Annotated in this window: 24 protein-coding genes; 14 read left to right on the forward strand and 10 right to left on the reverse strand. The window is 30.0% G+C overall.

Translation table 11 applies throughout. From position 1 onward, the window contains the following. The first annotated feature begins 265 nt into the window (after nt 1-265). The 5 genes from H0I27_RS09205 (at nt 266) to H0I27_RS09225 (ending at nt 3,300) form a co-directional block, all read left to right on the forward strand. A complete protein-coding gene (locus H0I27_RS09205; protein ID WP_218730424.1) occupies nt 266-619 on the forward strand; it encodes a helix-turn-helix domain-containing protein in 354 nt (117 codons plus the stop codon). Between the two features lie 77 nt (nt 620-696). Beyond that, nucleotides 697-1,476 carry a HipA family kinase gene (locus H0I27_RS09210; protein ID WP_218730425.1) on the forward strand — a complete coding sequence of 260 codons (780 nt, stop codon included), beginning with the start codon at nt 697-699 and terminating at the stop codon, nt 1,474-1,476. Further along, on the forward strand, nt 1,466-1,849 hold the full coding sequence (locus tag H0I27_RS09215; RefSeq protein ID WP_218730426.1) for a DUF3037 domain-containing protein: 384 nt from the start codon (nt 1,466-1,468) through the stop codon (nt 1,847-1,849). The genes H0I27_RS09210 and H0I27_RS09215 overlap by 11 nt, the downstream gene beginning before the upstream one ends. Before the next feature lie 16 nt (nt 1,850-1,865). Next, nucleotides 1,866-2,699, forward strand: a complete 834-nt coding sequence (locus tag H0I27_RS09220) for a mechanosensitive ion channel family protein (RefSeq protein ID WP_218730427.1) — start codon at nt 1,866-1,868, stop codon at nt 2,697-2,699. 85 nt (nt 2,700-2,784) lie between these two features. Beyond that, the gene (locus tag H0I27_RS09225; RefSeq protein ID WP_218730428.1) at nt 2,785-3,300 is read left to right on the forward strand and encodes a hypothetical protein; all 516 of its coding nucleotides are present in this window, start codon (nt 2,785-2,787) and stop codon (nt 3,298-3,300) included. Nucleotides 3,301-3,418: 118 nt separating this feature from the next. Here H0I27_RS09225 and H0I27_RS09230 read toward each other — a convergent pair whose 3' ends face one another. Both H0I27_RS09230 and H0I27_RS09235 read right to left on the reverse strand, forming a co-directional pair. Continuing rightward, nucleotides 3,419-4,081, reverse strand: a complete 663-nt coding sequence (locus tag H0I27_RS09230) for an ATP-binding cassette domain-containing protein (protein ID WP_218730429.1) — start codon at nt 4,079-4,081, stop codon at nt 3,419-3,421. Nucleotides 4,082-4,491: 410 nt separating this feature from the next. Continuing rightward, nucleotides 4,492-4,767, reverse strand: coding sequence for a helix-turn-helix domain-containing protein (locus H0I27_RS09235; protein WP_218733838.1), 276 nt, complete (start codon nt 4,765-4,767; stop codon nt 4,492-4,494). Nucleotides 4,768-4,924: 157 nt separating this feature from the next. On the opposite strand from H0I27_RS09235, the gene H0I27_RS09240 reads away from it, so the two are divergent. Further along, nucleotides 4,925-5,437, forward strand: a complete 513-nt coding sequence (locus tag H0I27_RS09240; RefSeq protein ID WP_218730430.1) for a VOC family protein — start codon at nt 4,925-4,927, stop codon at nt 5,435-5,437. Nucleotides 5,438-5,798: 361 nt separating this feature from the next. On the opposite strand, the gene H0I27_RS09245 is transcribed toward H0I27_RS09240, so the two are convergent. Then, the gene (locus H0I27_RS09245) at nt 5,799-6,128 is read right to left on the reverse strand and encodes a GIY-YIG nuclease family protein (RefSeq protein WP_368384537.1); all 330 of its coding nucleotides are present in this window, start codon (nt 6,126-6,128) and stop codon (nt 5,799-5,801) included. Nucleotides 6,129-6,761: 633 nt separating this feature from the next. Beyond that, complete coding sequence (locus H0I27_RS09250; RefSeq protein ID WP_218730431.1) at nt 6,762-8,621, reverse strand: radical SAM protein; 1,860 nt, start codon at nt 8,619-8,621, stop codon at nt 6,762-6,764. Between the two features lie 187 nt (nt 8,622-8,808). Between H0I27_RS09250 and H0I27_RS09255 the strand changes: the two genes are divergently transcribed. The 7 genes from H0I27_RS09255 to H0I27_RS09285 all read left to right on the forward strand — a co-directional run bounded on the left by H0I27_RS09255 (nt 8,809) and on the right by H0I27_RS09285 (nt 16,691). After that, entirely contained in the window at nt 8,809-10,617 is a 1,809-nt protein-coding gene (locus tag H0I27_RS09255; protein ID WP_218730432.1) for an ATP-binding protein, read from the forward strand. Between the two features lie 51 nt (nt 10,618-10,668). After that, the gene (locus tag H0I27_RS09260; RefSeq protein WP_218730433.1) at nt 10,669-11,277 is read left to right on the forward strand and encodes a hypothetical protein; all 609 of its coding nucleotides are present in this window, start codon (nt 10,669-10,671) and stop codon (nt 11,275-11,277) included. 151 nt (nt 11,278-11,428) lie between these two features. After that, on the forward strand, nt 11,429-12,061 hold the full coding sequence (locus H0I27_RS09265) for a tRNA-uridine aminocarboxypropyltransferase (protein WP_254713067.1): 633 nt from the start codon (nt 11,429-11,431) through the stop codon (nt 12,059-12,061). Nucleotides 12,062-12,254: 193 nt separating this feature from the next. Continuing rightward, nucleotides 12,255-12,860: a YbhB/YbcL family Raf kinase inhibitor-like protein gene (locus H0I27_RS09270; protein ID WP_218730435.1), complete on the forward strand. Its 606-nt coding sequence runs from the start codon at nt 12,255-12,257 to the stop codon at nt 12,858-12,860. 7 nt (nt 12,861-12,867) lie between these two features. Continuing rightward, on the forward strand, nt 12,868-13,518 hold the full coding sequence (locus H0I27_RS09275; protein WP_218730436.1) for a peroxiredoxin-like family protein: 651 nt from the start codon (nt 12,868-12,870) through the stop codon (nt 13,516-13,518). Between the two features lie 36 nt (nt 13,519-13,554). Next, nucleotides 13,555-14,079: a thioredoxin family protein gene (locus tag H0I27_RS09280; protein ID WP_218730437.1), complete on the forward strand. Its 525-nt coding sequence runs from the start codon at nt 13,555-13,557 to the stop codon at nt 14,077-14,079. Between the two features lie 254 nt (nt 14,080-14,333). Beyond that, nucleotides 14,334-16,691: an ATP-binding protein gene (locus tag H0I27_RS09285; protein WP_218730438.1), complete on the forward strand. Its 2,358-nt coding sequence runs from the start codon at nt 14,334-14,336 to the stop codon at nt 16,689-16,691. A 104-nt stretch (nt 16,692-16,795) separates the two neighbouring features. On the opposite strand, the gene H0I27_RS09290 is transcribed toward H0I27_RS09285, so the two are convergent. The 5 genes from H0I27_RS09290 to H0I27_RS09310 all read right to left on the reverse strand — a co-directional run bounded on the left by H0I27_RS09290 (nt 16,796) and on the right by H0I27_RS09310 (nt 21,733). Beyond that, nucleotides 16,796-19,237, reverse strand: a complete 2,442-nt coding sequence (locus H0I27_RS09290; protein WP_218730439.1) for a M1 family metallopeptidase — start codon at nt 19,235-19,237, stop codon at nt 16,796-16,798. A 367-nt stretch (nt 19,238-19,604) separates the two neighbouring features. Beyond that, complete coding sequence (locus H0I27_RS09295; RefSeq protein ID WP_218730440.1) at nt 19,605-20,147, reverse strand: DUF4252 domain-containing protein; 543 nt, start codon at nt 20,145-20,147, stop codon at nt 19,605-19,607. A 118-nt stretch (nt 20,148-20,265) separates the two neighbouring features. Continuing rightward, nucleotides 20,266-20,772, reverse strand: a complete 507-nt coding sequence (locus tag H0I27_RS09300; RefSeq protein WP_218730441.1) for a DUF4252 domain-containing protein — start codon at nt 20,770-20,772, stop codon at nt 20,266-20,268. A 42-nt stretch (nt 20,773-20,814) separates the two neighbouring features. Then, nucleotides 20,815-21,237, reverse strand: coding sequence for a hypothetical protein (locus tag H0I27_RS09305; protein ID WP_218730442.1), 423 nt, complete (start codon nt 21,235-21,237; stop codon nt 20,815-20,817). After that, a complete protein-coding gene (locus tag H0I27_RS09310) occupies nt 21,224-21,733 on the reverse strand; it encodes an RNA polymerase sigma factor (RefSeq protein ID WP_218730443.1) in 510 nt (169 codons plus the stop codon). The genes H0I27_RS09305 and H0I27_RS09310 overlap by 14 nt, the downstream gene beginning before the upstream one ends. A gap of 144 nt (nt 21,734-21,877) precedes the next feature. Here H0I27_RS09310 and H0I27_RS09315 point away from each other — a divergent pair, with 144 nt between their 5' ends. After that, the gene (locus tag H0I27_RS09315; RefSeq protein WP_218730444.1) at nt 21,878-23,350 is read left to right on the forward strand and encodes a S41 family peptidase; all 1,473 of its coding nucleotides are present in this window, start codon (nt 21,878-21,880) and stop codon (nt 23,348-23,350) included. A gap of 706 nt (nt 23,351-24,056) precedes the next feature. On the opposite strand, the gene H0I27_RS09320 is transcribed toward H0I27_RS09315, so the two are convergent. Next, nucleotides 24,057-24,605 carry a transposase gene (locus H0I27_RS09320; protein WP_218730445.1) on the reverse strand — a complete coding sequence of 183 codons (549 nt, stop codon included), beginning with the start codon at nt 24,603-24,605 and terminating at the stop codon, nt 24,057-24,059. Between the last annotated feature and the right edge of the window lie 830 nt (nt 24,606-25,435).

A 25,435-nucleotide genomic window follows, 5' to 3' on the forward strand; every position in this document is an offset into this window, starting at 1 on the left:
CTTGTTACAAATGTAAATTGAGTTTCGGGACACGTATGTTACTTTTGTAAATTGCATTATGTAATCAGTACTATTCGTGTTGTTCTCAAGTAAAACTAGATAGCAAAATTCTATATGTTAAATTTAAAATACTATAATTAAGGTATTTATATGATTTACATAAAGTTTTACTTTACTATAAATATCGCTATTTAAACTGTTTACAATTATATCTTTTGCTGCTATCATTAGATTGTATACATTTGTATAAAGAAACGTTATTACAATGGTAAACATATCTGAATTTACTACACGATTAAAACAAGTGATGGAATTTCACCAGTTATCTGCCTCTATGTTTGCAGATAAAGTTGGTGTACAGCGTTCCAGTATTTCCCATATCCTATCCGGAAGAAATAAACCAAGTTTAGATTTTATTCTAAAAGTAACTACAGAATTTAATGATGTAGATATGTATTGGTTGTTAAACGGAAAAGGTAGTTTTCCTATAAATGCAGAACCGAAGGCAACTACTGCTCCAACTTTTTTTAATGATACTTCATCTGAAACAGTTGGAAAAAAAATACAGCGTATTGTCGTTTTTTATTCTGATGGTACTTTTGATGAATATCAGAAATGATAAAATAAACACAGATTGTTTAAAACAAATTTTCCTTATTAAACTTCAAGTTATAGAATTAGTATAATTTAGTATTTATGAATACAATTGATATTAGAACCGTAAATGTTGTACAATATTTACAACCTTTAAGAGAAGGCGGATCTTTGCCTGCAATCGTAAAAGCAGATGATGGTTTTTTATATGTACTTAAGTTTAGAGGTGCAGGCCAAGGTAAAAAAGCATTAATCTCAGAATTTATTGGAGGAGAACTTGCTAGAGCAATTGGCTTACATGTACCAGAATTGGTTTTTATGAATTTAGATGATTCTTTTAGTAAAACAGAACCAGATGAAGAAATTCAGGATTTATTAAAATTTAGTGTAGGTTTAAATTTAGGATTACATTTCTTATCGAGCGCAATTACGTATGATCCTTTGGTTTCTACTGTAGATACATTAACAGCTTCTAAAGTTGTTATTTTAGATAGTTTAATTAGTAATATAGATAGGACTGCAAAAAACACCAATCTTTTAAATTGGAATAATGAACTTTGGGTTATTGATAATGGAGCTAGTTTTTATTTTCATCATAATTGGGCAACTTGGCAAAATCATTTAACAAGAACCTTTCCTTTAATTAAAGATCATGTGCTTTTACCTAAAGCAACAAATTTACAAGAAGCTTCATCAGCAATTAAAAAAGTGATAAATGCAGATGTAATACATGAAATTGTTGCAAACATTCCAGAAGATTGGTTATTAAATGAAGGAGAAGTTTTAACGTCAAATGAAATTAGAGCAGCGTATATTCAATTTTTAAACGCAAAACTTTCTATGATTGATCAATTAGTTAAAGAAGCGGAAGATGCAAGATAAAGTTACATTCGAATACGCCATTATTAGATTGGTACCAAAAGTAGAACGTGAAGAATTCTTTAACGTGGGCGTAATTCTGTTTTCGAAACGTAAAAAATTCTTAGGGATAAAATACAAGATAAATGAAGATAAACTAAAAGCACTAGCACCAGAATTAGAGTTAGATTTTTTAAATGATTATTTAAATGCTTGGAAATTAATTTGCGAAGGAAATGCTGCTGGTGGTAAAATTGGTGAATTTGAAATATCAGATCGCTTTAGATGGTTGGCGGCTTGTAGAAGCACCATTATACAGAGTTCTAAAACGCATCCTGGTTTGTGCGAAAATCCTGAAGGAGAATTAAAGGATATTTTTGAAAAGTATGTTTTATAATTTTAATAAAAATTAAATGGAGTTGTTAAAGACAATTTTAGAATTCGAACTTTTTAGTTTTGAAGAATACAGCCTAAAGTTAGGTGCTTTATTCCTAGTGTTACTAATTTACTTAGTAACAAAAGTAGTTTTGTGGTTGTTAAAAAAATCTTTATTTAGAAATAAAAGTGTAGATGAGTTTAGTAAAGGAAATACTTATTCTTTATTTCAAATTATCAAATATATAATTTGGGTTCTTTCATTTGGTTTTATGTTAGAGGCTTTAGGTATTGAAGTAACTCTTCTAATTGCAGGTTCTGCAGCATTATTAGTTGGAGTTGGACTTGGTTTGCAACAAACGTTCAATGATGTTATTTCTGGTATTATTTTACTTTCAGAAAGGTCTATTAGAGTTTCTGATGTTCTAGAAATTGATGGAGATACTGTAAAAATACAAGAGATTGGTTTGCGAACATCAAAAGGATTAAATACAGACGATATTTCTATTATTATCCCCAACTCTTTAATCACTGCTAATAAAGTGATTAATTGGAGTCATCAAGCTAACTTGAATCGTTTTAGAATTGATATTAGAGTTTCTTACAATTGTGATGTAGAATTTGTAATTAAAATTCTAGAAGAAAGCGCTAGAGAACACGCGGAAGTTAGTATAAATAAAAAGGTAGAAGCAAGATTACTGAGTTTTGGAGAATCGTCTTTAAATTTTCAAGTATTGTTTTATAGTAGTACCATTTTTAGATCCGATAGAATGAAAAGTGATATACGTAGAGTTATAAGGCGTAAATTTGTTGAAAATAATATTGCTATCCCTTTTCCACAAATGGATATTCACATGAAACCAAGCAAATAACATTACTTAAAAAAAACACACAATTAACATTAAACTTTTAACTAACATTAAAGTCTATATAATAGATTTTTAAAATAAAACAATCATGGCAAAAAGAAAGACACCAGCATCACTTCAAGTTAGAATTATTCACAGATATTTAGGTTATTTTTTATCCGGAATTATGTTTGTGTATGCTTTAAGCGGAATTATAATGGTGTACAGAAACACAGACTTCTTAAAAACCGAAGTTGTTACCGAGAAAAAATTAGCTCCAAACTTAAACGACCGTCAATTAAAGCCTATTTTTAAGAAAGGTGCAGAAGTGTTAAAAAAAGAAGGTGACGTTGTATATCTTAAAAATGGAAATTATAATAAAAAAACAGGTATTGCTATCATAAAAAAAATGGAGCTTCCTTTTATTCTTGATAAAATGGAACATCTTCATAAAGCAAACACTAACAGTCCGCTGTATTTTTTAAACATCTTTTTTGGGGCAGCTTTATTGTTTTTTGTTTTTTCTGCTTTTTGGATGTATACACCTAAAATGCCTGTATTTAAAAAAGGAATGTATTTTACGGCTGGCGGAATTATCCTAACACTTATTTTATTGTTTATCTAAATTATTTAAGACAATACGAAATTTAAATAAAGTCTTATAGTTCACTATAATTTTTCTCCGCTAATAAGTACATTGATTTTTTAATGTATTTATTAGCGGCTTTAAGTTAATACGTATCTTAATTCAAATTACGAATATATCCGTACGTTATCAACTCTTCATTTGTCTTAATTTCTTTTACAGAACCATCTTTAATAATTACTGTTCTAGTTGCAATATCTAAAATGTTTCGATAATCATGGTCTGTAATAATAAAAGCTTTGTATTTAGATTGTTCAATTATCAAATTCTTTATTTCTTCTTTATAAATAGGTGCAATTGCATTAAAAGGTTCATCCATTAAAATATATTTAGCGTTAGATAAAACGATTAGAAATATTTCTACAACTCTCTTTTCTCCTCCAGCTAGTTGTTTGCTTTTCTTATTAAGAAGTGGTTTTATTAAATGATTATTAAATATTGTAGAAGCATTTTCTTTATCGCAGAACAGTTTTATAATTGTGCTAATTTTGATGTGATTAGGGAGGAAATTTTCTTGAGGTAAATATTTTATTAAATTTAGGGTGTCTAGGATTCCTTTTATTAATTTACTATCTGCTCTTACAAATTTATGATCTGCTTTTATGGAACCAAAAATAATTTCTAATAATGTTGACTTCCCTACTCCATTTCTACCAAGCAATCCAACAATTTCTCCTTTTTTACAGGTTATAAAAATATCCGTTAATATTTGTTTATTTCCGTATGTTTTTAAGACACTATCAACATGTAATTTCTTCATAAAAAAACAATTAATATTGACAATATTAAACTAAAAATAAAATTACTAAACCATAATATATATTTACTTAACCCAAGGTTGTAATAAAAATAGTATTCATTTGGATTTTTTGTTTCGTAAATAATGTATTGAAAGAATAATGAAAAAACAAAACATGATCCAGCAGCGGCTTCAGAAGAAAAGATAGGGATTGTATCACCTGAATTTCCTAATAAAATTAAAATATATTTCTGAAGAAACCCAATTAAAATAGACATCAAAAATGTAGGAACTATTAGTTTTTTGTAAAATAACAGAAGTGAAGTAATGATTTTCATAATTTTTTATTGAACTCAGATTGCATACAGTGACTATTAATAATTACTTTAAGTATTTTGCGTTTTAAAATAAATAAAACAAAATCTTTATAATTATTGTTCAATATCTTTAAGTCCCCAAGCATCTAAACTTCTTAGAATTGCTTCTAAAGATTGCCCTCTTTCTGTTAGCGTATACTCTACTTTTGGCGGAACAACAGGATATACTTTTCTTGAAATAAGCCCGTCTTTTTCTAACTCTCTTACCGTTTGTGTAAACATTTTGTTAGAAATACCTATAATGTGTTTTTGCAACACTCCAGAACGCAAACCTCCTTCTAATAAATGGAATAAAATTAAAGGTTTCCATTTGGTACCTATTAAATTCATAGTATAATTTAACGGACATACATTTTTTTCTATCAAAATATTAAATTTAAAATGCTTATAATCATTAATTTACTCGTTTAGGTAACTATGCTACTTTTAGGTAAGTTATTGCCTATAAGGCAAATATAGATTAATTTTGAAGTCTAAATTAGAAATTATGACTGAAAATAAAAATTACCCAAAATCATTCTCACATATTGGTCTTACCGTTCCTAACATTAAAGAAGCTGTAAAATTTTATTCAGAAGTAATGGGTTGGTATATTATTATGGAACCTTCTACAGTTAAAAAAGAAACAGAAACTGCCATTGGTAAAATGTGTATTGATGTTTTTGGTGAAGATTGGACCGAATTTGAAATTGCACATTTATCTACTTCAGATGGTATTGGTGTTGAGTTGTTTTGTTTTCCGAACGGAATTAAAGAAGCACCAGAATTTAGTCCTTTTAATACAGGTCTTTTTCATTTTTGCATTCAAGATCCTAATATAGAAGAATTGATTGAAAAAATTGTTGCTTACGGAGGAAAACAAAGAATGCCAATTAGAGAGTATTATCCAAAAGACAAGCCATTTAAAATGTGTTATGTAGAAGATCCTTTCGGGATTGTTTTTGAAGTGTACACACATAGTTACGAGTTAACCTATTCTTCTGGAGCGTATGCAAAGTAAAGCGAACAGTTTTGTCATTACGAATGAGGTACGAATGAAGTAATACCTATTTGGCCAAAGAGATTGCTTCGTTCCTCGCAATGACGATTCTACTGTCATTACGAGGACAATAGGACGAAGTAATCTGTTTATTCTGAGTTACAAATTATGAGATTGCTTCGTAACCTCGCAATGACAAATGGACTGTCATTACGAGGACGATAGGACAAAGTAATCTGTTTGTTTTGAGTGAAACATTATGAGATTACTTCGCGTTATATGGCAATGACAAATCTACTGTCATTACGAGGACGATAGGACGAAGTAATCTGTTTATTCCGAGTTACAAATTATGAAATTGCTCTCTTCTTCTCAATGATAATTAAAACTGAAATAACCAACCATCAGACAAATCATTCCAATTAGGATTTTCTAAATTTACCATATCATTTTTACGTTTTCTATTTCCAGCTTTTAATTGTTTCTCTCTTGCTATAGCAGAATTTATATCATCATATTCTTCAAAATACACTAATTTATCACAATTGTATTTTGCTGTAAAACCTTTGTACTCTTTCGTTTTATGCTGATAAATTCTTTTTAATAAATTACTAGTGACTCCAATATATAGAACAGTATTATTTTTATTGGTTAAAAAGTAAATATGGTATTTTTTCATGCTTTTTCCCTCTAAAATAAATAATTTTGTCATTACGAGGAAGTTCTGACGAAGTAATCTGTTTATTTTGAGTTACACATTAAGAGATTGCTTCGTTCCTCGCAATGACAAATGGACTGTCATTACGAGGAGATAGATAGGACGAAGTAATCTGTTTGTTTTGAGTTACATATTATGAGATTGCTTCGTAACCTCGCAATGACAAATGGACTGTCATTACGAGGACGATAGGACTAAGTACTCTGTTTGTTTTGAGTTACAAATTATGAGATTTCTTCCGTTCCTCGCAATGACAAATGGACTGTCATTACGAGGACGATAGGACTAAGTACTCTGTTTGTTTTGAGTTACACATTATCGGATTGCTTCGTTCCTCGCAATGACAAATGGACTGTCATTACGAGGACAATAGGACTAAGTACTCTGTTTATTTTGAGTAGCATATTATGGGATTGCTTCGTAACCTCGCAATGACAAACGGACTGTCATTACGAGGACAATAGGACAAAGTAATCTGTTTATTTTGAGTAGCATATTATGGGATTGCTTCGTAACCTCGCAATGACAAACGGACTGTCATTACGAGGACGACAGGACGAAGTAATTTGTTTGTTTTGAGTGATACATTAAGAGGTTGCTTCGTTCCTCGCAATGACGTTGAAAAAACTACTCTTTCAAGCATTTTTCAATCAAATTACTTTCTAGAGTTATTCTAGGAACCTTAAAATCGAAATATTTGTGCAGCGGAATTTCAAATCCTTTGTGATTTAAGTAGTTGTTTAAAGCTGAATTTAAACCCTCGCTATATAAATGATGCTCTGCTCCTGTTGGATCTTCGTGATATAAATCGTTTTCTGCAAATCCTTTAAATTCTGGACCAATAATATTAATCTCAAATTCGTCTGGTTTTTTACCAACCGGACTGTGGCTTGTACACGCAAATTGATGCCAAAAAGCAGACTGAATGCAATTGTTGTAAAATAACTGACGTACCACTTCTAAAGAATCGATGGTTTCTTGCGCTGTTTCTGTAGGAAAACCAAACATTAAATAGGCATGTACCATAATGTTTTCATCAGAAAAGGCTTTGGTTACCCTTGCAACTTGTCCGATGTCAACTCCTTTTTTCATTTTCTCTAACAATCTATCAGAGGCAACTTCTAATCCGCCAGTAACCGCAATACAACCAGATTTAGATAATAATGCGCACAATTCTGCATTAAACGTTTTCTCGAAACGGATATTGGTCCACCAAGTAATGTACACTTTGCGTTCTAGCAACTTGTTTGCCAAGGCTCTTAACATTTTTGGTGGTGCAGCTTCGTCTACAAAATGGAAACCTGTAATTCCGGTTTCTGATATTATTTGTTCAATTTTATCCACCAAATCATCGGCTGTGGTGTTTTGGTAATTGCTTATATAATCTAGATTTACATCACAAAAAGAACATTTTTTCCAGTAACAACCGTGAGAAATGGTAAGTTTATTCCACTTTCCGTCAGACCACATTCTGTGCATCGGATTCATTACATCTAAAAAAGACAAATATTTTTCCGTTGGCAAACCAATATAACTTGGCGCTGGTAAATTCTTATGATGAAATATCGTGTTGGGCAATTTATTTGCATACACAACTTCGTTATTTCTACAGATATAGGTTCTTTCTAGCTGCTCCTCGCCTATTTTTCCGTCTAAAAATTCTGTGATTCTTAACAACGGACCTTCGCCATCATCTAAAGTGATAAAATCTACAAAATCGAAAATTCTAGGATCCGACAAACGTCTTAATTCGGTGTTGCAATAACCGCCACCCATTCCTATTTTAATGTTCGGATAATTCTGTTTGATAAACTGCCCGCATCGCAACGTAGAAAACAAATTACCAGGAAAAGGAACTGTAAAACAGATTAAATCGTACTTGTTTTCTTGTAATTCTTGGTCTAACAAATACAACATTTCGTCTTCTATCAGCGTCGTTTCAAACTGTAAACAGTCGTCTAACTCATCGAAACTAGAAGCTGCTCTACCAATTTGTTCGGCATAACGGGTAAACGAGAAAAACTCATCTACATTGGCGTTGATAAAATCGCCTAATTCTTCTACAAACAACGTGGCAATGTGTTTGGCTTTATCTAAGATTCCTAATTTTCCGAATTCGGTACTTAAATCTTTGTCTAATTTTATGCGTCGGTGTCCGTGTGGCAAATAATCTTTATGCACAATTTGATACGCTGCCGTAACTTCTTGCACACGCAAATAGTTCATTACAGAATCTACTTTATTAATGTATTCTTCCTTTTGTTGCCAAACCAAAGGCAATTCTTTACCACCTAGCATTTCTGCTTGTTTAAAAATAGCATCTATAAATTCTTTGGTAAACACTGCCGTAAACAACTCGATACTTAAATCTATTTGCGTTGTTGGCACCTCTTTAGAATCTAAAAATCCTTTAATGTAGGCGGTTGCAGGATACGCAGTATTTAACTGTGTAAATGGTGGAGTTACTAGAAGTGTGTTTACAGACATAAATAAAATAAAGTGCAAAGATACTACCTCATTTAGGAAAAGGGCAGAAAAGTTTTATTGGTTTTTCTTGATGGGAGATTTGGAATGGATTTTTTGGTTGATAAGTTGTTATAACCTGTTTTTTAACTTTTGATTTTTTTGAAGGGAAAAAGTTAAATTTGTTAACTGCACTTATGAAAATTAAAAAATGATTTTAAACATATTAGACAACCAAAAAATATTAAAAGAAAAATTTGATTTAATTCTTCCAGATTTTACAGTTTTAACTGGAGAAAATGGTTCAGGAAAAACACAACTTTTGGAAAGTCTAAGAGATCAAATGTTTTACCAAGATAGATTTTACAATATACAAAATCAAAACCCTGAAGAAAATATTCAAATGACTTTTCCAATTACTGATAATAATGGAAAAGAATTTAACCATATTATTTACTCTTCTCCTGGTTTAATGGATAATGAAAATGCTGTTTCACATCAAAAACCATTAATACAACAAATTCGTGAGCAATGGAACGTATTAATGCCGATAGCTAGGTCGTACAGTTTCATAAAAGACAAAGAATTTGAGAACGAACAATTAGAATTACAAGCATTAAATAATGCAATCATCCAATTTGTAAGAAACTTAACAACTGACACTAAAAGGTTTTCAACTACTAACTTAAAAAAAGCAAATACACAACAACTTCAACAATTAAAAAAAATTAGTTCTAAAGCAAACAAGTCAATAGATGAACTTTATTATATAGATTTTTTAATTTTTTTTAATGCTCCAACACATCTTTTTTCTTCAGCTTTAGATTTATTGTTTCATCAATTTCATTTAAAACAAAAATATTATCAAAACTTAACAAATGGTGTCACACCTCCTTGGGAAGTTTTTAATCAAATCTTACTAAAAGCAAATTTTAAATATAAAGCCCAATATAGTCCTTCAAATAATGAAGAATTACCACAGCCTGTAAAATTAATTGACAATGAAACAGGAATAGACAATGCAACTTTTCGTAGTTTATCTTCAGGAGAGAAAACAATAATGTCGTTAATTTTTGTTTTATATCACGCTTCAAGTAATGGTAAATTTCCTGAAGTTATTTTATTTGATGAACCTGATTCTCATTTACACCCTTCATTAACTCAACTATTCCTTTCAGTTATAAAGAAAATATTAGTAGAAGAACAAAATGTAAAAGTTATATTAACTACTCACTCACCTTCCACCATTGCTCTTTCCCCAGAAAAAGCAATTTACAGAATGGATAGAAACTTAGGGTATCCTGTAAAAGAAAAGAGAAATATAGCAGTTCAAACATTAAGTAATGGTTTAGCTTCTCTAACTTTTGAAGATGGAAATTTTGGAATTAGTTATAATTTGAAAAGAACTAATAAGCATATACTTTTCACTGAAGGAATAACTGATAAAATCATTATTGAACTTGCTTGGAAAAAACTTTATCCTAATGAAGAAATACCTTTTTTGATTCAAGACTCTTTTTCTGCAAGTTTTTTAGGATCCTTATTTAATCAAGGAGACCAAAAACCTGATGGATTATTTATACAGTTTCCTGAAAAAAAATTAATAGCACTATTTGATTTTGATTCTGCTGGATATAGTAATTGGAATAGAAAGAAAAAATTTCCAATATTAGAAGAAAACAATCCTAGAAAATGCTTAATTAGAACAAATGGAGCAAATGCTTTTTTAATATTACTACCTGCATCAGAACAAGAACCTATTAAAGATTTAGTAATCAAAAATAAGAATGAAACTTTTGAAGATAAATCAAATTTAACAATCGAATCTTTATTTTTAAATGCTCCTAATTTTAAGGAAACTTATTTTGAAAAAGTATCTGTAATTGGAGGTGGTAGTCTCTTTTTATTCAAAAAAGATAAAAGAAAATTTGCATTGAAACTTGAGTCATTAGAACCAAGTTATTTTATTGAATTCATTCCATTATTTGAACAAATAAAAAGAATAATAAAAACTACATAAAAAAGCCTTAATTACTTTAAATTCTAATAAAAAAAAGTAAATTATATAACAATGAAAAAAACAAAAATATTATTTATTATAGTTTTATTTCAAATCTCACAAATGTTCGCAGAACAAATTACTATTTACAAAGGAGAGGCATATCATTTCAATGAGATATTAAGCGCAATGGTAAAAACTGAGTTTTCTATTAAATACGACACAGAAGATAAAATTTATTATTTTTTTTCTTCTGATTTCATGAAAAAAGGTTGGATAATATTGAAAGAGGAACAACTAAACCAGTTTAGGTTAACACTTGAAAAATTTAACGATTGGGAAGCTATAGCTATTAAAAATAAAGTTGAATTAGAGAAAGAATTTCCAAACTCAGAATTAAATTGTAAAGTATCTTGGTATTATGTTAATGACTGGTATCACAGTACAGGTACAAAAATGAATTTTAAATTTTTCTCACAATCAAAAACAAGGCATCAATTTATCATCTCTTCAAATCTAGTAACTTCTAATTCAAATCAATTTATAGAATACAAATTAGAAACATTTTACCTAGACAAAAATCAAGTTAATTTATTTATAAACGGAATTTCTTTATCTTCAATTGAACAGGCTAAAAAAAAGGCCCAAAATAATATTGAAGCTAAGAAATTATTCAACTAAATAGTAAACACCTTATATCTTTATCAGTGTTAGATGTTTAACTCTATTAGAAAATACTCAAACCTTGCCACTAACCATAAAAGAACCAAGAATAAAATGTTACAAATGCATGCGATCTCTAAGCACGTGTATTTGCAAATACATTAGTTCTTTGCAGAACAAGACGCGTTTTATTATTTTGATGCACCCAAAGGAGTACAAAAAAGAAAAAAAAGGAACGGGATTTATGACGCATCTTCAACTTGAAAATTCAGAAATCATCGTTGGTGTCGATTTTACGAATCATAAACGTATCAATGAGATACTTACAGAAGAAAATAGTACCTCATTTTTATTATATCCTGGCAAGGACAGTTTTAATTTATCGACAAGAAAAAATACAGAAATACAAACGGTTATAGGAAATAATGCAAACATTTTTATTCTAGATGGCACATGGCCTTGCGCCCGAAAAATGTTGAAACTGAGCACCAACTTGCAAGCCTTAAAAAGAGTAAGTTTTGACAACAAGATAATATCAAAATTTATTATAAAACAGCAGCCAGATCCTCTTTGTTTAAGTACTATTGAGTCGGTATATACGGTCTTAAATTTATTAAAGAAAGCCGAATTAGAAAAATGCGATACGAAAGACTTTTTAATTCCTTTTGAAAAAATGATAGCCTATCAACTAGAATATACGCTAGACCCAACTCATAAAAACTATTGCGCTACAGAAAACAGTACAGAAATTTCTAAGAATCTGTATAAAAAACCAACAGAAAGACGTGTTATTTTTGAATAGCAATAAATAGATTTATAGTATCGATACCATTTTATACGCTGCTAGATATTTTCTTTGTTAAAACTTCCTTAAGACTATTGATCCTTGTGGTTTTTTAACTGAAAAACCTTAAATTCGTTAATGCTTGCGCTTCATTAGTGAAACGATTTTATAGCACCTCACGGATTACATCACATTATTAAGATATCTTAAAATGGCATCAAAAAAAAGTATCCTATTCATCATGGCAATAGCCATTATTTCGTTGCAATCTTGTCAAAAACAGACTTCCACTTTTAAAAACTACGACGATTTTAAAACCATTAACGCAGACTTTATAGTAAACAGTAAAGCTGTTGTAAATGGCGAGTTGTTAGCCGCTTACAAATGCGAAGAAAAAGTAAAAGATGTAGAAAATTCCATCCCTTTATCTTGGACTAATGTACCAGAAGGCACAAAATCATTAGCGGTTGTAATGTATCATTATCCTAAAAAAAATAATATTGATGAAGTAAACTCGTACTTACTTTTATGGAACATTGATCCATCGGTAACTTCTATTCCTTACAAAATGGCCAACAACCCCAATTGGGCAATGGGAGCAAATAAAGACGGAACCGCAATTTCTTACACTTCGCCTTGTTCTCGAGGCCCAGGAAAACACACCTATAACATTGCGTTATTTGCGTTAAAAGAACCTTTAAAATCGCTTCCTAAAAAGAGTTCTGTACTTGTAAATTACACTACATTTATGGAAGCCATTTCTAAAGTTGAAGTGCTAGACAGAACAAGCTTAACATTTACAGATTTAAACGAATAATATAAAAATGAAAACTTTAAGAGAACAAACAGATGCTAAAATAGCAGCAGGACGAAATGCAAAACCAGACTTTATGAAAGGTGTTGATGACGTTATTGAGAAAGCAAAAGCTTTTGAAGAAGGAAAAAATGCACTTAAAATCGGAGAAAAAGCACCCAATTTTGAGTTGCCAAACGCTGAAGGAAAAATGATATCCTTAGATATAATATTAAAAAATGGCCCCGTTGTAATTACATTTTATCGTGGAGATTGGTGTCCGTATTGCAACTTACAATTAAGAGCATTACAAGCTAGATTACCCGAAATTCATAAACTTGGCGCAAGCTTGGTTGCTATTAGTCCGCAAGTACCAGACGGTTCCTTAACCAAAAGTGAAATTAGCGAAATGGATTTTACGGTATTATCCGACCAAGATGCAAAAGTAGCTACAACATATGGTGTTGCTTGGAAAGTGCCAGAATTTTTAGCAGAACACATGCGTGCAGACCGAGGTTTAGATTTAGATAAAGTAAATAACGGAGATGGAAGTATATTGCCTATTCCTGCTACTTTTATTTTAGGAAAAGATGGCGTTGTTACTTGGAACTATGTAAATGTAGATTACAGAACACGTTCTGAACCAGAAGAAATTATTGAAGCTTTAAAAAAGCTGTCTTAAATTATTTATATTTGAATATCACTTTAAAAACAATCCATGAAAATTAAAATTATTACCCTTTTTATCACCGCTTTATTAGCTATTAATTTACAAACATCAGCACAAGAAAGTACAGATGTTCTATTAAAAAATGCACAAGAAATCGCTAAAAAAGAAGGAAAAGCTATCTTTATAAAGTTTGAATCTTCTTGGTGTGGTTGGTGTCATAAAATGACCAAAGACATGAAAGCAGAAACCACAAAAAAGTTCTTTAATGATAATTATGTAATGGTGCCTGTTGTGGTTAAAGAATCTAAAGATAAAAAACATTTAGAAAACCCAGGTTCAGATCAATTATTAAAGCAATACAATGGCGATACAGCAGGTTTGCCTTTTTGGGTTATTTTAGATGCAGACTTAAAGGTAATTACCAATTCTTATGATGTGAATGGTAATAATTTAGGTGCTCCAGGAAGTGCAGCAGAAGTAACAGTATTTATTGAAAAAATAAAGAAATCTGCCAAAAAAGTTACGGAAAACGATATTGAAAACATTACAAATCAATTTGTAATGAAAAAATAAAAACAGATACAACACAGTTATAGTACAAAATAGGCATCCAACATTTTAGATAATGTTGGATGTTTTCTGTTAAATCCCTTTTCTGTTTTCAGTAAAACAAACTCTACAAAATATTTTACAGTATAAAAGTTTTACTATAAATTTAAAAATTAAAAGATATTAGGTTTTTCAAATAATAAATACCCTATTTTTTAAAATTTAAAAACGAAATTTAAAAAGACTAAAACAGTTTTTGTTTCCTTAAAATAGTAAGAATGAAATTTATACAAATTAAAAAGCTACTCCTATTTTTCATTCCATTATCTGTAATAACGTATCTAGTTATCGATAATTATTATACAATTATTACTGAAAATCAATTGGAGATTATTAAAAATGGAGCTGCTAATGATTTGAATTCTAAAGGAATTTTAATTAATGATATGTATAAATATCTAGCAAAAGACATTGATATTATTGATTGGGAGTATAAAAAAGATTTTGCGTTAGATTTAGAACCAAATAAAGACAAATTAGAAGACCTTTTTCTTCATTTAGCTAATTTACAAACTACTTATGATCAAGTTCGTTTTATAGATACATTGGGTAATGAAATTGTTCGTGTAGATTTTGATAGTATCAATGCAGCAAAAGTTACAGATTATAAGAAGCTTCAAAATAAAAGTGATCGATACTATTTTAAAAATGCTCAGAAATTAGAAAAAGATGATATCTATTTTTCTGATATTGATTTGAATATGGAATATGGTAAAATTGAAATCCCATACAATCCAGTACTTAGAGTCGCTAAAAAAGTATATACCACAGATGGAAATTGGAATGGTGTATTGATTATCAATTATTTTATGGACAATCTGTTTCATAAATTATCTACTCAGAGTAATCTAGAATATACTAGTTTTGAACTAAGAACCGCAGAGGGATTCAACTTAGTTTCAGAAGACACACACAAGAACTTTAAGCACATTACGTCTAGTTCTGATAGTTTGGCGTTATACAATACAGACCAAGAATTTTGGAGTGAAATTCAGAAAAATCCTGTTGGAAATTATGCATCTAAAGATGTGCTCTATCTTTATAAAAATTTAAAAATAGATAGCAATAGTACCAAAAATAGTAATTATAAAGCCAAAACATCATTTTTACTTATTCATAAAATAGATTTAAAAAAAGTACAAGCCTCTCAGTTTATTTATGTTTTCTACAAATGGTCTTCTTTTATTATTATAATCGTTTTAATACTTTTTGTGTTATTAGGAATTCAATATTACAATCATAAATTGCATGTTCAAAATAATTCGTTACAAGGTAAAAATGATGAATTAGAAAATTTAAAAAATAAACTTCAAGAAACTTTAAGAATCAAATTAGATGAATTAAACCTGACGGAGAAAAAGTATTATTCGATCTTTAATAATGCAGGTATTGGAATTACACTAATCGATTTAGAAGGAAAACCTGTATTTACAAACAAAAAATTAATAGATGTTTTAGGATATTCAGATAAAGAACTGAAACAAATGACTTTTTCTGATTTTACATACCCTGATGATTTAGAAACCGATTTGATTCAATTTAATAAATTAATAAATAGAGAGATAGACTCTTACAACATAGAAAAACGATATGTACGTAAAGATAAAGAGGTTATTTGGGGTGATTTAAACGTTTCTCTATTACTTAATGACGAAAACGAAATTATAAATGTAATAGGTGCTGTTAGTGATATTACAGAACGTAAAGAAGCACAAAAAGAAACTAAAAACCTTAAAAAAATAATTCACAGTCTAAACTATATTGCAACAGTTTTAAAAATTGATTCTACAGAGAATATTTCTGAAGTGAATGAATCTGTTAATTTAGTAAAATACATAGAAAAGCAATCGGAAGATATTTTAAATGCCAACAAAGCAAGAGAAGAGCTTTTAACAAATTTAGAACACAAAAATACCGAGTTAAACAACTATGCACATATTGTTTCACATGATTTAAAATCGCCTTTAAGAAGCATTTATACCTTACTAAATTGGATTCAAGAAGAACCTGAAAATACATTAACAGAAGAAAGCAACATGTATGCTCAATTAATTTTAGAGAACCTAGAAAAAATGGAATCTCTAATTACGGGAATCTTAAGTTACTCGAGTATAGACGATGATAAAATGTCTGAATACGAGATTAATACGCATGATTTGGTGAACGAAATTGTAAAATTAATTCTTGTGCCAAAATCTATTGAAATTAAGATAGATCAAAACCTTCCTATTATTAATGGAAATAAACATCGAGTTCTTCAGGTGTTTCAGAATTTAATTCAGAATGCTATAAAAAGTATCACGAATGAAACAGGTAAAATTGAAGTTGGTGTAAAAGAAATGCCTGATTTTTGGGAGTTCTATGTAAAAGATAACGGAAAAGGAATTGAAGAAAAATACTTCAAAAAAATATTTGAGCTATTTCAAAGTATAGATGAGAGTGAAACTAAATCAGGAATTGGGCTTTCTATTGTTAAGAAAGTAATTCATTTTTACAAAGGAGAAATTTGGGTAAAAAGTGAAGTTGCTAAAGGAACTACTTTTTACTTTACGCTTCCTAAGATTTCAAATAAATGAAAAACACTTTTAATATCCACTTTGTAAAGTTGATAAAACAAAAAAATCTAAGCTTATTAAGCTTAGATTTTTTGTTTTTAAGAGACTGTGTTGAAAAGGAATCGTTATAATAACTTTGCCATTCCTTCTTTTATAATTTCTGTATTTCTAACTTTATTATCTGTGTCTTTTGCCTTTTGATCACTTATCATGGTTCTCATTAAATTGATAACCACTTTATCAAAATTAAAGGACTTATATTGATTTCCTTTAACCACCATATCATCTACTAAATTCTGAATTGCCTCAGAATTATTACTTTCAGAGATTTGTTTAAATGCTTTTTGATACAAGTTTTTTGTAGCATCGTCTCCTGTTAAAAACATACCAGATAACACGCTTTTTGCTATAAAAGGCAATTCGTTTTCGTCTTTTTCTTCAATGTAAATACGTGTTAAAGGCGTCGCTAATATTTTTCTAATTTCATCTGGTAATTCTCTAGACTTAGCAACTGCTGTTGGTTTGTCTATATAATACATGGCAACCAAAGATTTTCCTATTACAGAATACGATTTACTTTGTAAGCCTTTCTCGAAAATACCTTTTAATTCTGGATCTGTTAATTTACCCAAAGTTTCAATAGCGGTTGCTTGTACTAATGTTTTCTCATCATTATTTGCCATTTGCATTATTTTATGAATGGCATCTTTTTTAGAAAACTTATTTATTAAGTCGATTTTCTGTAAAGCAAGTATTCTAATTTTGTAAGAAGCATCACTCATTGCTCCCTCAACTGCATTAAATGCATCTTTTTCTTCCTGTTTCTTAGCGACTTCTAATAAAGCTTCTCTTCTATGTTGATAGTTCTCTGCATTTTTTAACTGAAAGATATAATCACTTAAAACCTTGTTCTCTGTTATTTCAGATAGCAAAACTCCATCAGCATTTATCTGAATTAACGTTGGTTGTTTTGTATAAGGAAACGTAAAAGAAGCGTCATTTCCATTTACAAAAACGTTATGTCTTGTTTTTTTTCCGTTTTCGAAAATATCAATGGCTAAAGGAAATTTAAACTCATTTACATTTAATTGTAAAAGGTTTACAGTTACTTTTTTCTGAATGGTATTATAGTCATAAGAAACCTCTATTCTTGGATGTCCTGCTCCAAAATACCATTGGTTAAAAAACCAGTTTAAGTCTTTCCCTGTTATTTTTTCAAAAACCAATCTTAATTGATGAACTTCTGCTGCTTGGTATTTATTTTCAGTTAAAAATGTTTTTAATCCTAAGAAAAAAGCTTCATCACCTAAATAGTTTCGCAACATATGTAAAATAGCACCACCTTTATTATAGCTCACTAAATCGAACATATCTTCTTTATCCACATAGTTAAAACGAACCAAATGTTTATCTGTATTTTGTCCGTCTAAATACGCCTGACTATCTTCAAATAAATGCATGTCTGCATCTAATTTTCCGTACTTATGCTCTCTCCAAAGGTATTCACTGTAATTTGCAAAAGACTCGTTTAACGTTAAATTAGACCAACTTTCTGAAGTAACCAAATCTCCAAACCAATGATGAAAAAGCTCGTGTGCAATGGTGTTTTCTTGTGTGTTTTCATCAATTAATTGACCTGGTGTTTGGTAGGCTTGTTCTCCATGAATTACTGCTGTTGTGTTTTCCATTGCACCAGAAACATAATCTCTTCCTACAATTTGGCTATATTTATTCCAAGGATACTCTACTCCTAAGATGTCCGAAAAGAAACCAATCATTTCCGGAGTTAAACCAAAAATATCTTTTGCATACGGAGCATATTCTTTTTCTACATAGTAATCTACAGGAATATTTTTATACGAATCTTTAATAACCTCATACTCTCCTACTCCCATAAAAAATAAGTAAGGCGCATGTTTTTGATCCATTTTCCAATAATCGGTTCTGTTTGTTCCGTTTTTAATTGAACTTTCTAATTTTCCGTTAGAAAGTGTTACAAACTTATCTGGAACCGTAATATAAATTTCTTGTGTAGTTTTCTGATTCGGACTGTCTATGGTAGGAAACCAACAGCTGCTTGCTTCTGTTTCACCTTGCGTCCAGATTTGTGTTGGCTTGTTTTTGTCAGAACCATCAGCATTTATAAAATATAATCCTTTTGCATCGGTTATTGCAGCACTTCCTTTTTGTTGTACTTTTTCTGGACGTGCAGTATATTTTATATAAAGTGTAAACTCTTCGTCTTTTTTATATTCTTTTGGTAGGTCTATAACAATGCTTGCATCATCATAATTATAGTCTAATTTCTTGTTATCTAAAGAAACTTGATGAATAACCATCGCTTTTGCATCTAATGTAATTTTATTAGTTGCATAAAAGTGAGGTTTGGCAGTAACCCAAGCTTCTCCATTTAGCTGTTTTTCATTGAAGTTAAAATCAACCTTTAATTTTGTATGAACTAGATCGTTAATTTTATCTCTTTCTGGTTTATAAGTAGTATAGTTTTGAGCAAAACTGATCGTACTCACTAAAATTAAAACAATAAACAGCACTTTTTTAATCATCATAAATTATATTTTCGTAAAGTTTCAAAAGTAATAAATATTACTAGTGCAATTCGTTAATTAGCCGTTAAATAGTTGATAGTTACAGTTGCTGTCTGCTATGTTTTATATCTGTGATGTAAAAAAAGGAGTCAAAAGGAAAAAAACTTGCAATTTTGTTATTTTAAATGAAGAGAATAACGACATAAAGTTAAGTGTAAATTGGTTTTATTTATGTTTACATTTTAATTTTCATAGAAAGGACAATTATAGATCTCATTCATTTTTTAGAATATTTCTTATCCTTTAAAATAGAAGTAATTAATTCGGAGTCAAAAAAAAAGCTGTAATTTCTAATGAAATTACAGCTTTAAACTTATTATAAGAAGATTTATTTACCTTTAAAAATGGCACTAAATTGCTCTAGGTTTACGTTGTCTCCATCAAATTTAACGTTGTTCATCATTTCTATAATTTTAGCAGGATTCATATTGTCGCCTAATAAACGGGCAACTCCTACTCCTATTTCATTACCGTAACCAAAAGCAATTACTTCATCGATAGATTCTGTATCCCCAGTATAGTAAATACTTACGTTCATTCCCTGTGCTTTTAGAGACATTAAAGATTTATAATCTTCATTATCTTTAAAAATACTTTTTAATTTAATTTTCTCAACTTCATACGCTGCTTCATTTCCTTTAATTGGCAAAGCTACTACGTTAACTTTTCGTATACTTTTTAACGTTTGTTTTACTTCGTCTGAAACAACTTCCGATTTTAACTGCAAAAAGCTTGTAGGAATATCTACAGTTATAAAACCTGATTTTTCTTGACTTTCGACTAAATATCCTTGTAATGATTTTTCATTTTTACATGAAGTAATCATCAAAACAAGTAATAAAAGTGAAAGTATTTTGGTTATATTTTTCATGATTTATTTTAAGTTTTTGTTGATATATTGTCTTTTTGAGCTCAGTTGAAAATTACCTCTATCGTTTTAGAACTGATAAAGTTCTCAACTGCACTCTAGAAGATATTATTTTAATGATTTAATTTTTAGAAAAAGTGTCTGCTAATTCAGACATTTTATTAATATCTATGTTTCCTGTTAAAGAAACAACAATCGCGTCTGCCTGTCCACTTGTTTGTTTATCAACACCTTTAATAAACATTAAAACTTCACTCACATAATCTTTATTTGGTGTAGATTGGACATAAATTTTTACACGAGAATTATCGTCTTTAATACGCATTAACTGTGTTAAATTCTGCTTCTTAATTGCAGCATTTGCCATTGCCTCCATTTTATTTGCGATGTCTGTATCTTTTGTAGAAAACATTTTAAATTCTTTTAAATCTTGAATCATTTGAAAGACTTTCATGCCTTCGTTATCATCTACTTTAACATTTTTAAACTTAGAAATTAATTCAAAAGCATCTTTGGTAACTACTACCATGTCTACTCCGTTCATATCTTCTAAAGTGTCAAAAAATGACTGTGCGCTTGTTACCATTGGGGCAACGACTAACGCTATTAATATTGCTATTTTTTTCATAATTTCTGTGTTTACTTGGTTTTACTATTGTTACTTGGTTTTTTATTTTAATATTTTTTTTACGGTATCTTCATAAGTATATAAGGTTGCCACCGCTTGCTCTCCTTTTTGAAGGTTAGATGATAAAAGCATTAACCCTTTACTTATTTGCTCGAATTGTTTTTTAGCTTGGTATCTTTTGTATTCTTGCTGACCAATAAATACACTAAATAATAAGACTACAGACGCTGCAACAGATAACCATTTTAAGTTTCTCTTTTTAGATTTCTTAGGTTCTAACTCAATGGTTTTTGTGTACGTTTCATCCTTGCTAGCAGCAAAATAATTAAACATGTATTCGTATTCTTGCAAATGTGGTGCAACATTCCCTCCTGTGAAATAGTTTCTTAGGGTTGTTTCTTCTTGCAAAGACGTTTCTGCGTTTTCGTATTTTTCTACTAATTTTTCTATGTTAGCTAACTCCATAGTTATGTTTTTTAATTAATTGTTCTCTTATTGTTTTTCTTGCTCTAGACAATGCTACTCGTACTGCAGTAGGTTTCATATCTACCATTTTGCAGATTTCATCAAAATCATATTGTTCAATATCTCTTAATTGAATAATAATTTTTTGTTGCTCTGGCAATGCTGCTATCAATTGGTGCACTTGGTTTACACTGTCTCGATGTTCTACTTGCTTATCTAAAGACGTATCTTTTTCTTTATAATTACTGTGTATTAATGTTAAATTACTTGCTTGTTTACTTTTTAAACGATCATAACAATAGTTTTTTGTCATGGTCATAGCAAACGCTTCAACATTTTTATAATCAGCAATCTTTTCTTTGCTTTTCCATAATTTAAAGATCAGCTCTTGTGTAGCATCTTCAGCTTCTTCTGTAGAAACTAAAAGTCTTTTTGCTAAACGGAAGACTTTATCCTTAAAGGGTAAAACAACTTTTAAAAAGTCTGACTGGTTCATTTGGTTTGGTTGATTTTTGATGTAAACTGATCTATAATATCGGGTTTACATAATTAAGACGATGCACAATATATTTTGTTACAACATATTTAAAAATAATACTATTTCTTTTTATATTGCGTTGTATTCTATAAACATAAATTTATGAAGTTTAAATTATTCCCTAAAATAATATTTGTTTTCATTGTTTCTCTACTCTTTTTTAACTGTGATAAAAGTGAAGATGGCATTCCCACTGATTTAGAAGTTGAAAATTTTGTTTGGGGAGGTCTAAATGCTTACTATTTATGGCAAAGTGATGTTCCTGATTTGTCTGACTTACGTTTTAGCAATCAGAATCAATTAAATAGTTATTTAGAAGGTTTTTCATCTCCAGAAAATTTATTTGATAATTTATTATATACAGCAGAGAATGGTTATCCAGCAAATGAAAAGGGTTATGATCGTTTTTCTTGGATTGTTGATGATTATGTTGCTTTAGAAAATGCTTTTCAGGGAATTACTGTAAGCAACGGAATGGACTTTCAATTATATTTAGAAAACGGAAGTACTACCAATGTTTATGGCGTTGTTAGATATGTAGTACCTGGTTCTGATGCAAAAACACAAGGAGTTTTAAGAGGTATGGTTTTTAGTAGTGTTGATGGAACTCAAATTACAGCAAATAATTATCAAGATTTATTATTTGGTACAAATACAGATTACACCATTAATTTAGCCGATTTTAATGGTGGAAACCCAATTTTAAACGGTACTTCTATTGCTTTAAGTAAAATTCAATTACAAGAAAACCCAGTAGCAATTGTAGAAACTTTTACTGAAGGAACTAAAAAAATTGGATATTTATTATACAACCAATTTGCAAGTTCTTATGATAGTGAATTAAACGCTGCTTTTGGGACTTTTAAGGCAAGTGGACTTACAGATTTAATCGTAGATTTACGCTACAATGGTGGTGGATCTGTGCAAACAGCAACGTATTTAGGTAGTATGATTACTACAGAGTCTAATACAACTGTTTTTTCTAAACAAGTTTGGAATGAAAAAGTAATGGAAAATAATGATGCTAGTAATTTTATAAATTATTTTACCGATAAAATTACAGATACAAACGAATCTATCAATAGTTTAAACCTTTCTACTGTCTATTTTATTGTTTCCGAAGATACCGCATCTGCATCTGAATTGGTTATAAATGCTTTAAGTGCTTATATTGATGTAAAATTAGTGGGTACACAAACTGTGGGTAAGCAAGTAGGATCTATTACCTTATATGATTCTGAAGGTTATGGAAGAAATGGTGCAGACTTAAACACCAATCACACCTACGCAATGCAACCTATTGTTTTAGAAATAAAAAATGCTAATGAAGAAAATAATCCTAATGGATATACAGCAGAAGTTCAATTGGAAGAAGATTTTGGTCTAGATACTGGTGTTATAAATTTAGGTGAATTAGGAAGTAAAACAGAACCTTTATTAGCGAGAACTATTCAATATATAACTACTGGAGCTAGATCTACAGGAAAAACGATAACTACTTTCAATAAAAATAAAATTACCAATTCTAAATTACAAAGACCTTTTGCAAACGAAATGTATGTAGATTTTAAATAATTAGAATTGAAACTTATAAAAAAATCAGCTGGCGCGAGCGTCCCGCTCGTGCTTCTACATAATATTTATTTATTCAAAAAATAATAATTTAAAACAGCATATATCAGCTTTTTGTAAATTGCTTGTTGACTTTTTATTATTGTGTCACGAGCGTCTCACTCGTATTTCTACGTAATATTTATTCATTTATTCAAAAAATATTAATTTAAAACAGTATATATCAGCTTTTTCTAATTTTCTTTTTGACTTTTTTGGTATAGTGTCACGAGCGGGACGCTCGCGCTAGCAGCAGATAATGATATTAGCCTCTAGCTTAAAATGAGTATAATTGATATTGAAAAACAGAGTGTAGCCAATTAGTAGATTCTATAAATAGTTTTAATCAATAATAACATGCATTTAAGTTAGCGCGAGCGTCTCGCTCGTGTCTATACACATAACGTGTTATTTTATTAAAAAGCTAATCATTAAAATATCTGATGTTTGCTTTTTATAAATTGCTTGTTGACTTCTTATTATTGTGTCACGAGCGGAACGCTCGCGTTAACGGACAGTAATTATGAGTTTCTAGTTTAAAATAAATATTATTTGACTTGTAGAAAACTAATTGCTGCAACAAGTAATTCTACAAACAATTTCAATCAATAATAACATGTATTCAAGCTAGCGAGAGCGTCTCGCTCGTGCCTCTTGCCATCACAATAATCTAATTCAAATCAATTTCTAGGATAGTAGAATCGTCATTGCCATAATTTCTAGCGCTGCTATATTTCCAATCGATTGGATCAGTTACAAATCCGGTTTCTAAAGGATTATTATGAATATATTTTAGTTTTTGCTCAAATACCTTTAAAGACCAAATTTCAATTGGTTGATTGTGTTGTTGCCAAAATTGTTTATTGGTAACATTACTATTCTTTTTTCCAGCACGTTCAAACATCCAAAGCATCCATTCTTTTCTGCTTTCTTGCGGATTCTCTTCAATCTCTTTCAACATTTTTTTTGAAGTAAAACCTTTAAAATCTCTAATTAATCCAGAGGGATCATTTAATGCGGAACGAAAAATTAAATGTATGTGACTTGGCATTATACAATATCCGTAAATTTCCATTCCCTTATGCTTTCTGCAATAATCTAAAGATTCTATAATACACCAAAAATAAGCATCTCTTGTAAATACATCTATCCAATTTACCGTAGCAAAACTGATAAAATAAGCTCCTGATTTTTCTCCAAATTTATATTTTCTACTCATATATAAAGTTTATTATGTTTATCTGCTGGCGTTAGCGTCCCGCTCGTGCCCACGCCCACACAATATAAACATACTATTTTAGAAAAAACACAATCACTATAAATGATTCAAACAAACGTTGGTAAATCGTTTGTTGTACTTTATTTGTTGTTTCACGAGCGGGACGCTTGCGTTAGCTAAAGAAATATACGCTCAATCGTTAAGTTTTATTTTTGAAAATCGAACTAACCTTATTCGCTGGCGCGAGTGTCCCGCTCGTGCTTACACAATATAAACATACTATTTTAGAAAAAACACAATCACTATAAATGATTCAAACAAGCGTTGGAAAATCGTTTGTTGTGTCTTATTTGTTGTTTCACGAGCGAGACGCTCGCGCTAGCGAAAGAAATACACGCTCAATCGTTAAGTTTTATTTTTGAAAATAGAACTAACCTTATCCGCTGGCGCGAGTGTCCCGCGCGTGCTCACACAATATAAACATACTATTTTAAAAAAAACACAATCACTATAAATGATTCAAACAAACGTTGGTAAATCGTTTGTTGTACTTTATTTGTTGTTTCATGAGCGAGACGCTCTCGCTAGCGAATGATTAATATAAGTCGATTATTGATGAAATATCGTAACCGTTATATCTGAAGGCAAAAAAAACTAATTAACTTACAAATTTAAGTACCATCCGCTGACGCGAGCGTCCCGCTCGTGCTCACACAATATAAACATACTATTTTAGAAAAAACACAATCACTATAAATGATTCAAACAAACGTTGTATAAATCGTTTGTTGTGTTTTATTTGTTGTTTCACGAGCGAGACGCTCGCGCTA

It is taken from the genome of Polaribacter sp. HaHaR_3_91 (assembly GCF_019278525.1).
Lineage (GTDB): Bacteria > Bacteroidota > Bacteroidia > Flavobacteriales > Flavobacteriaceae > Polaribacter.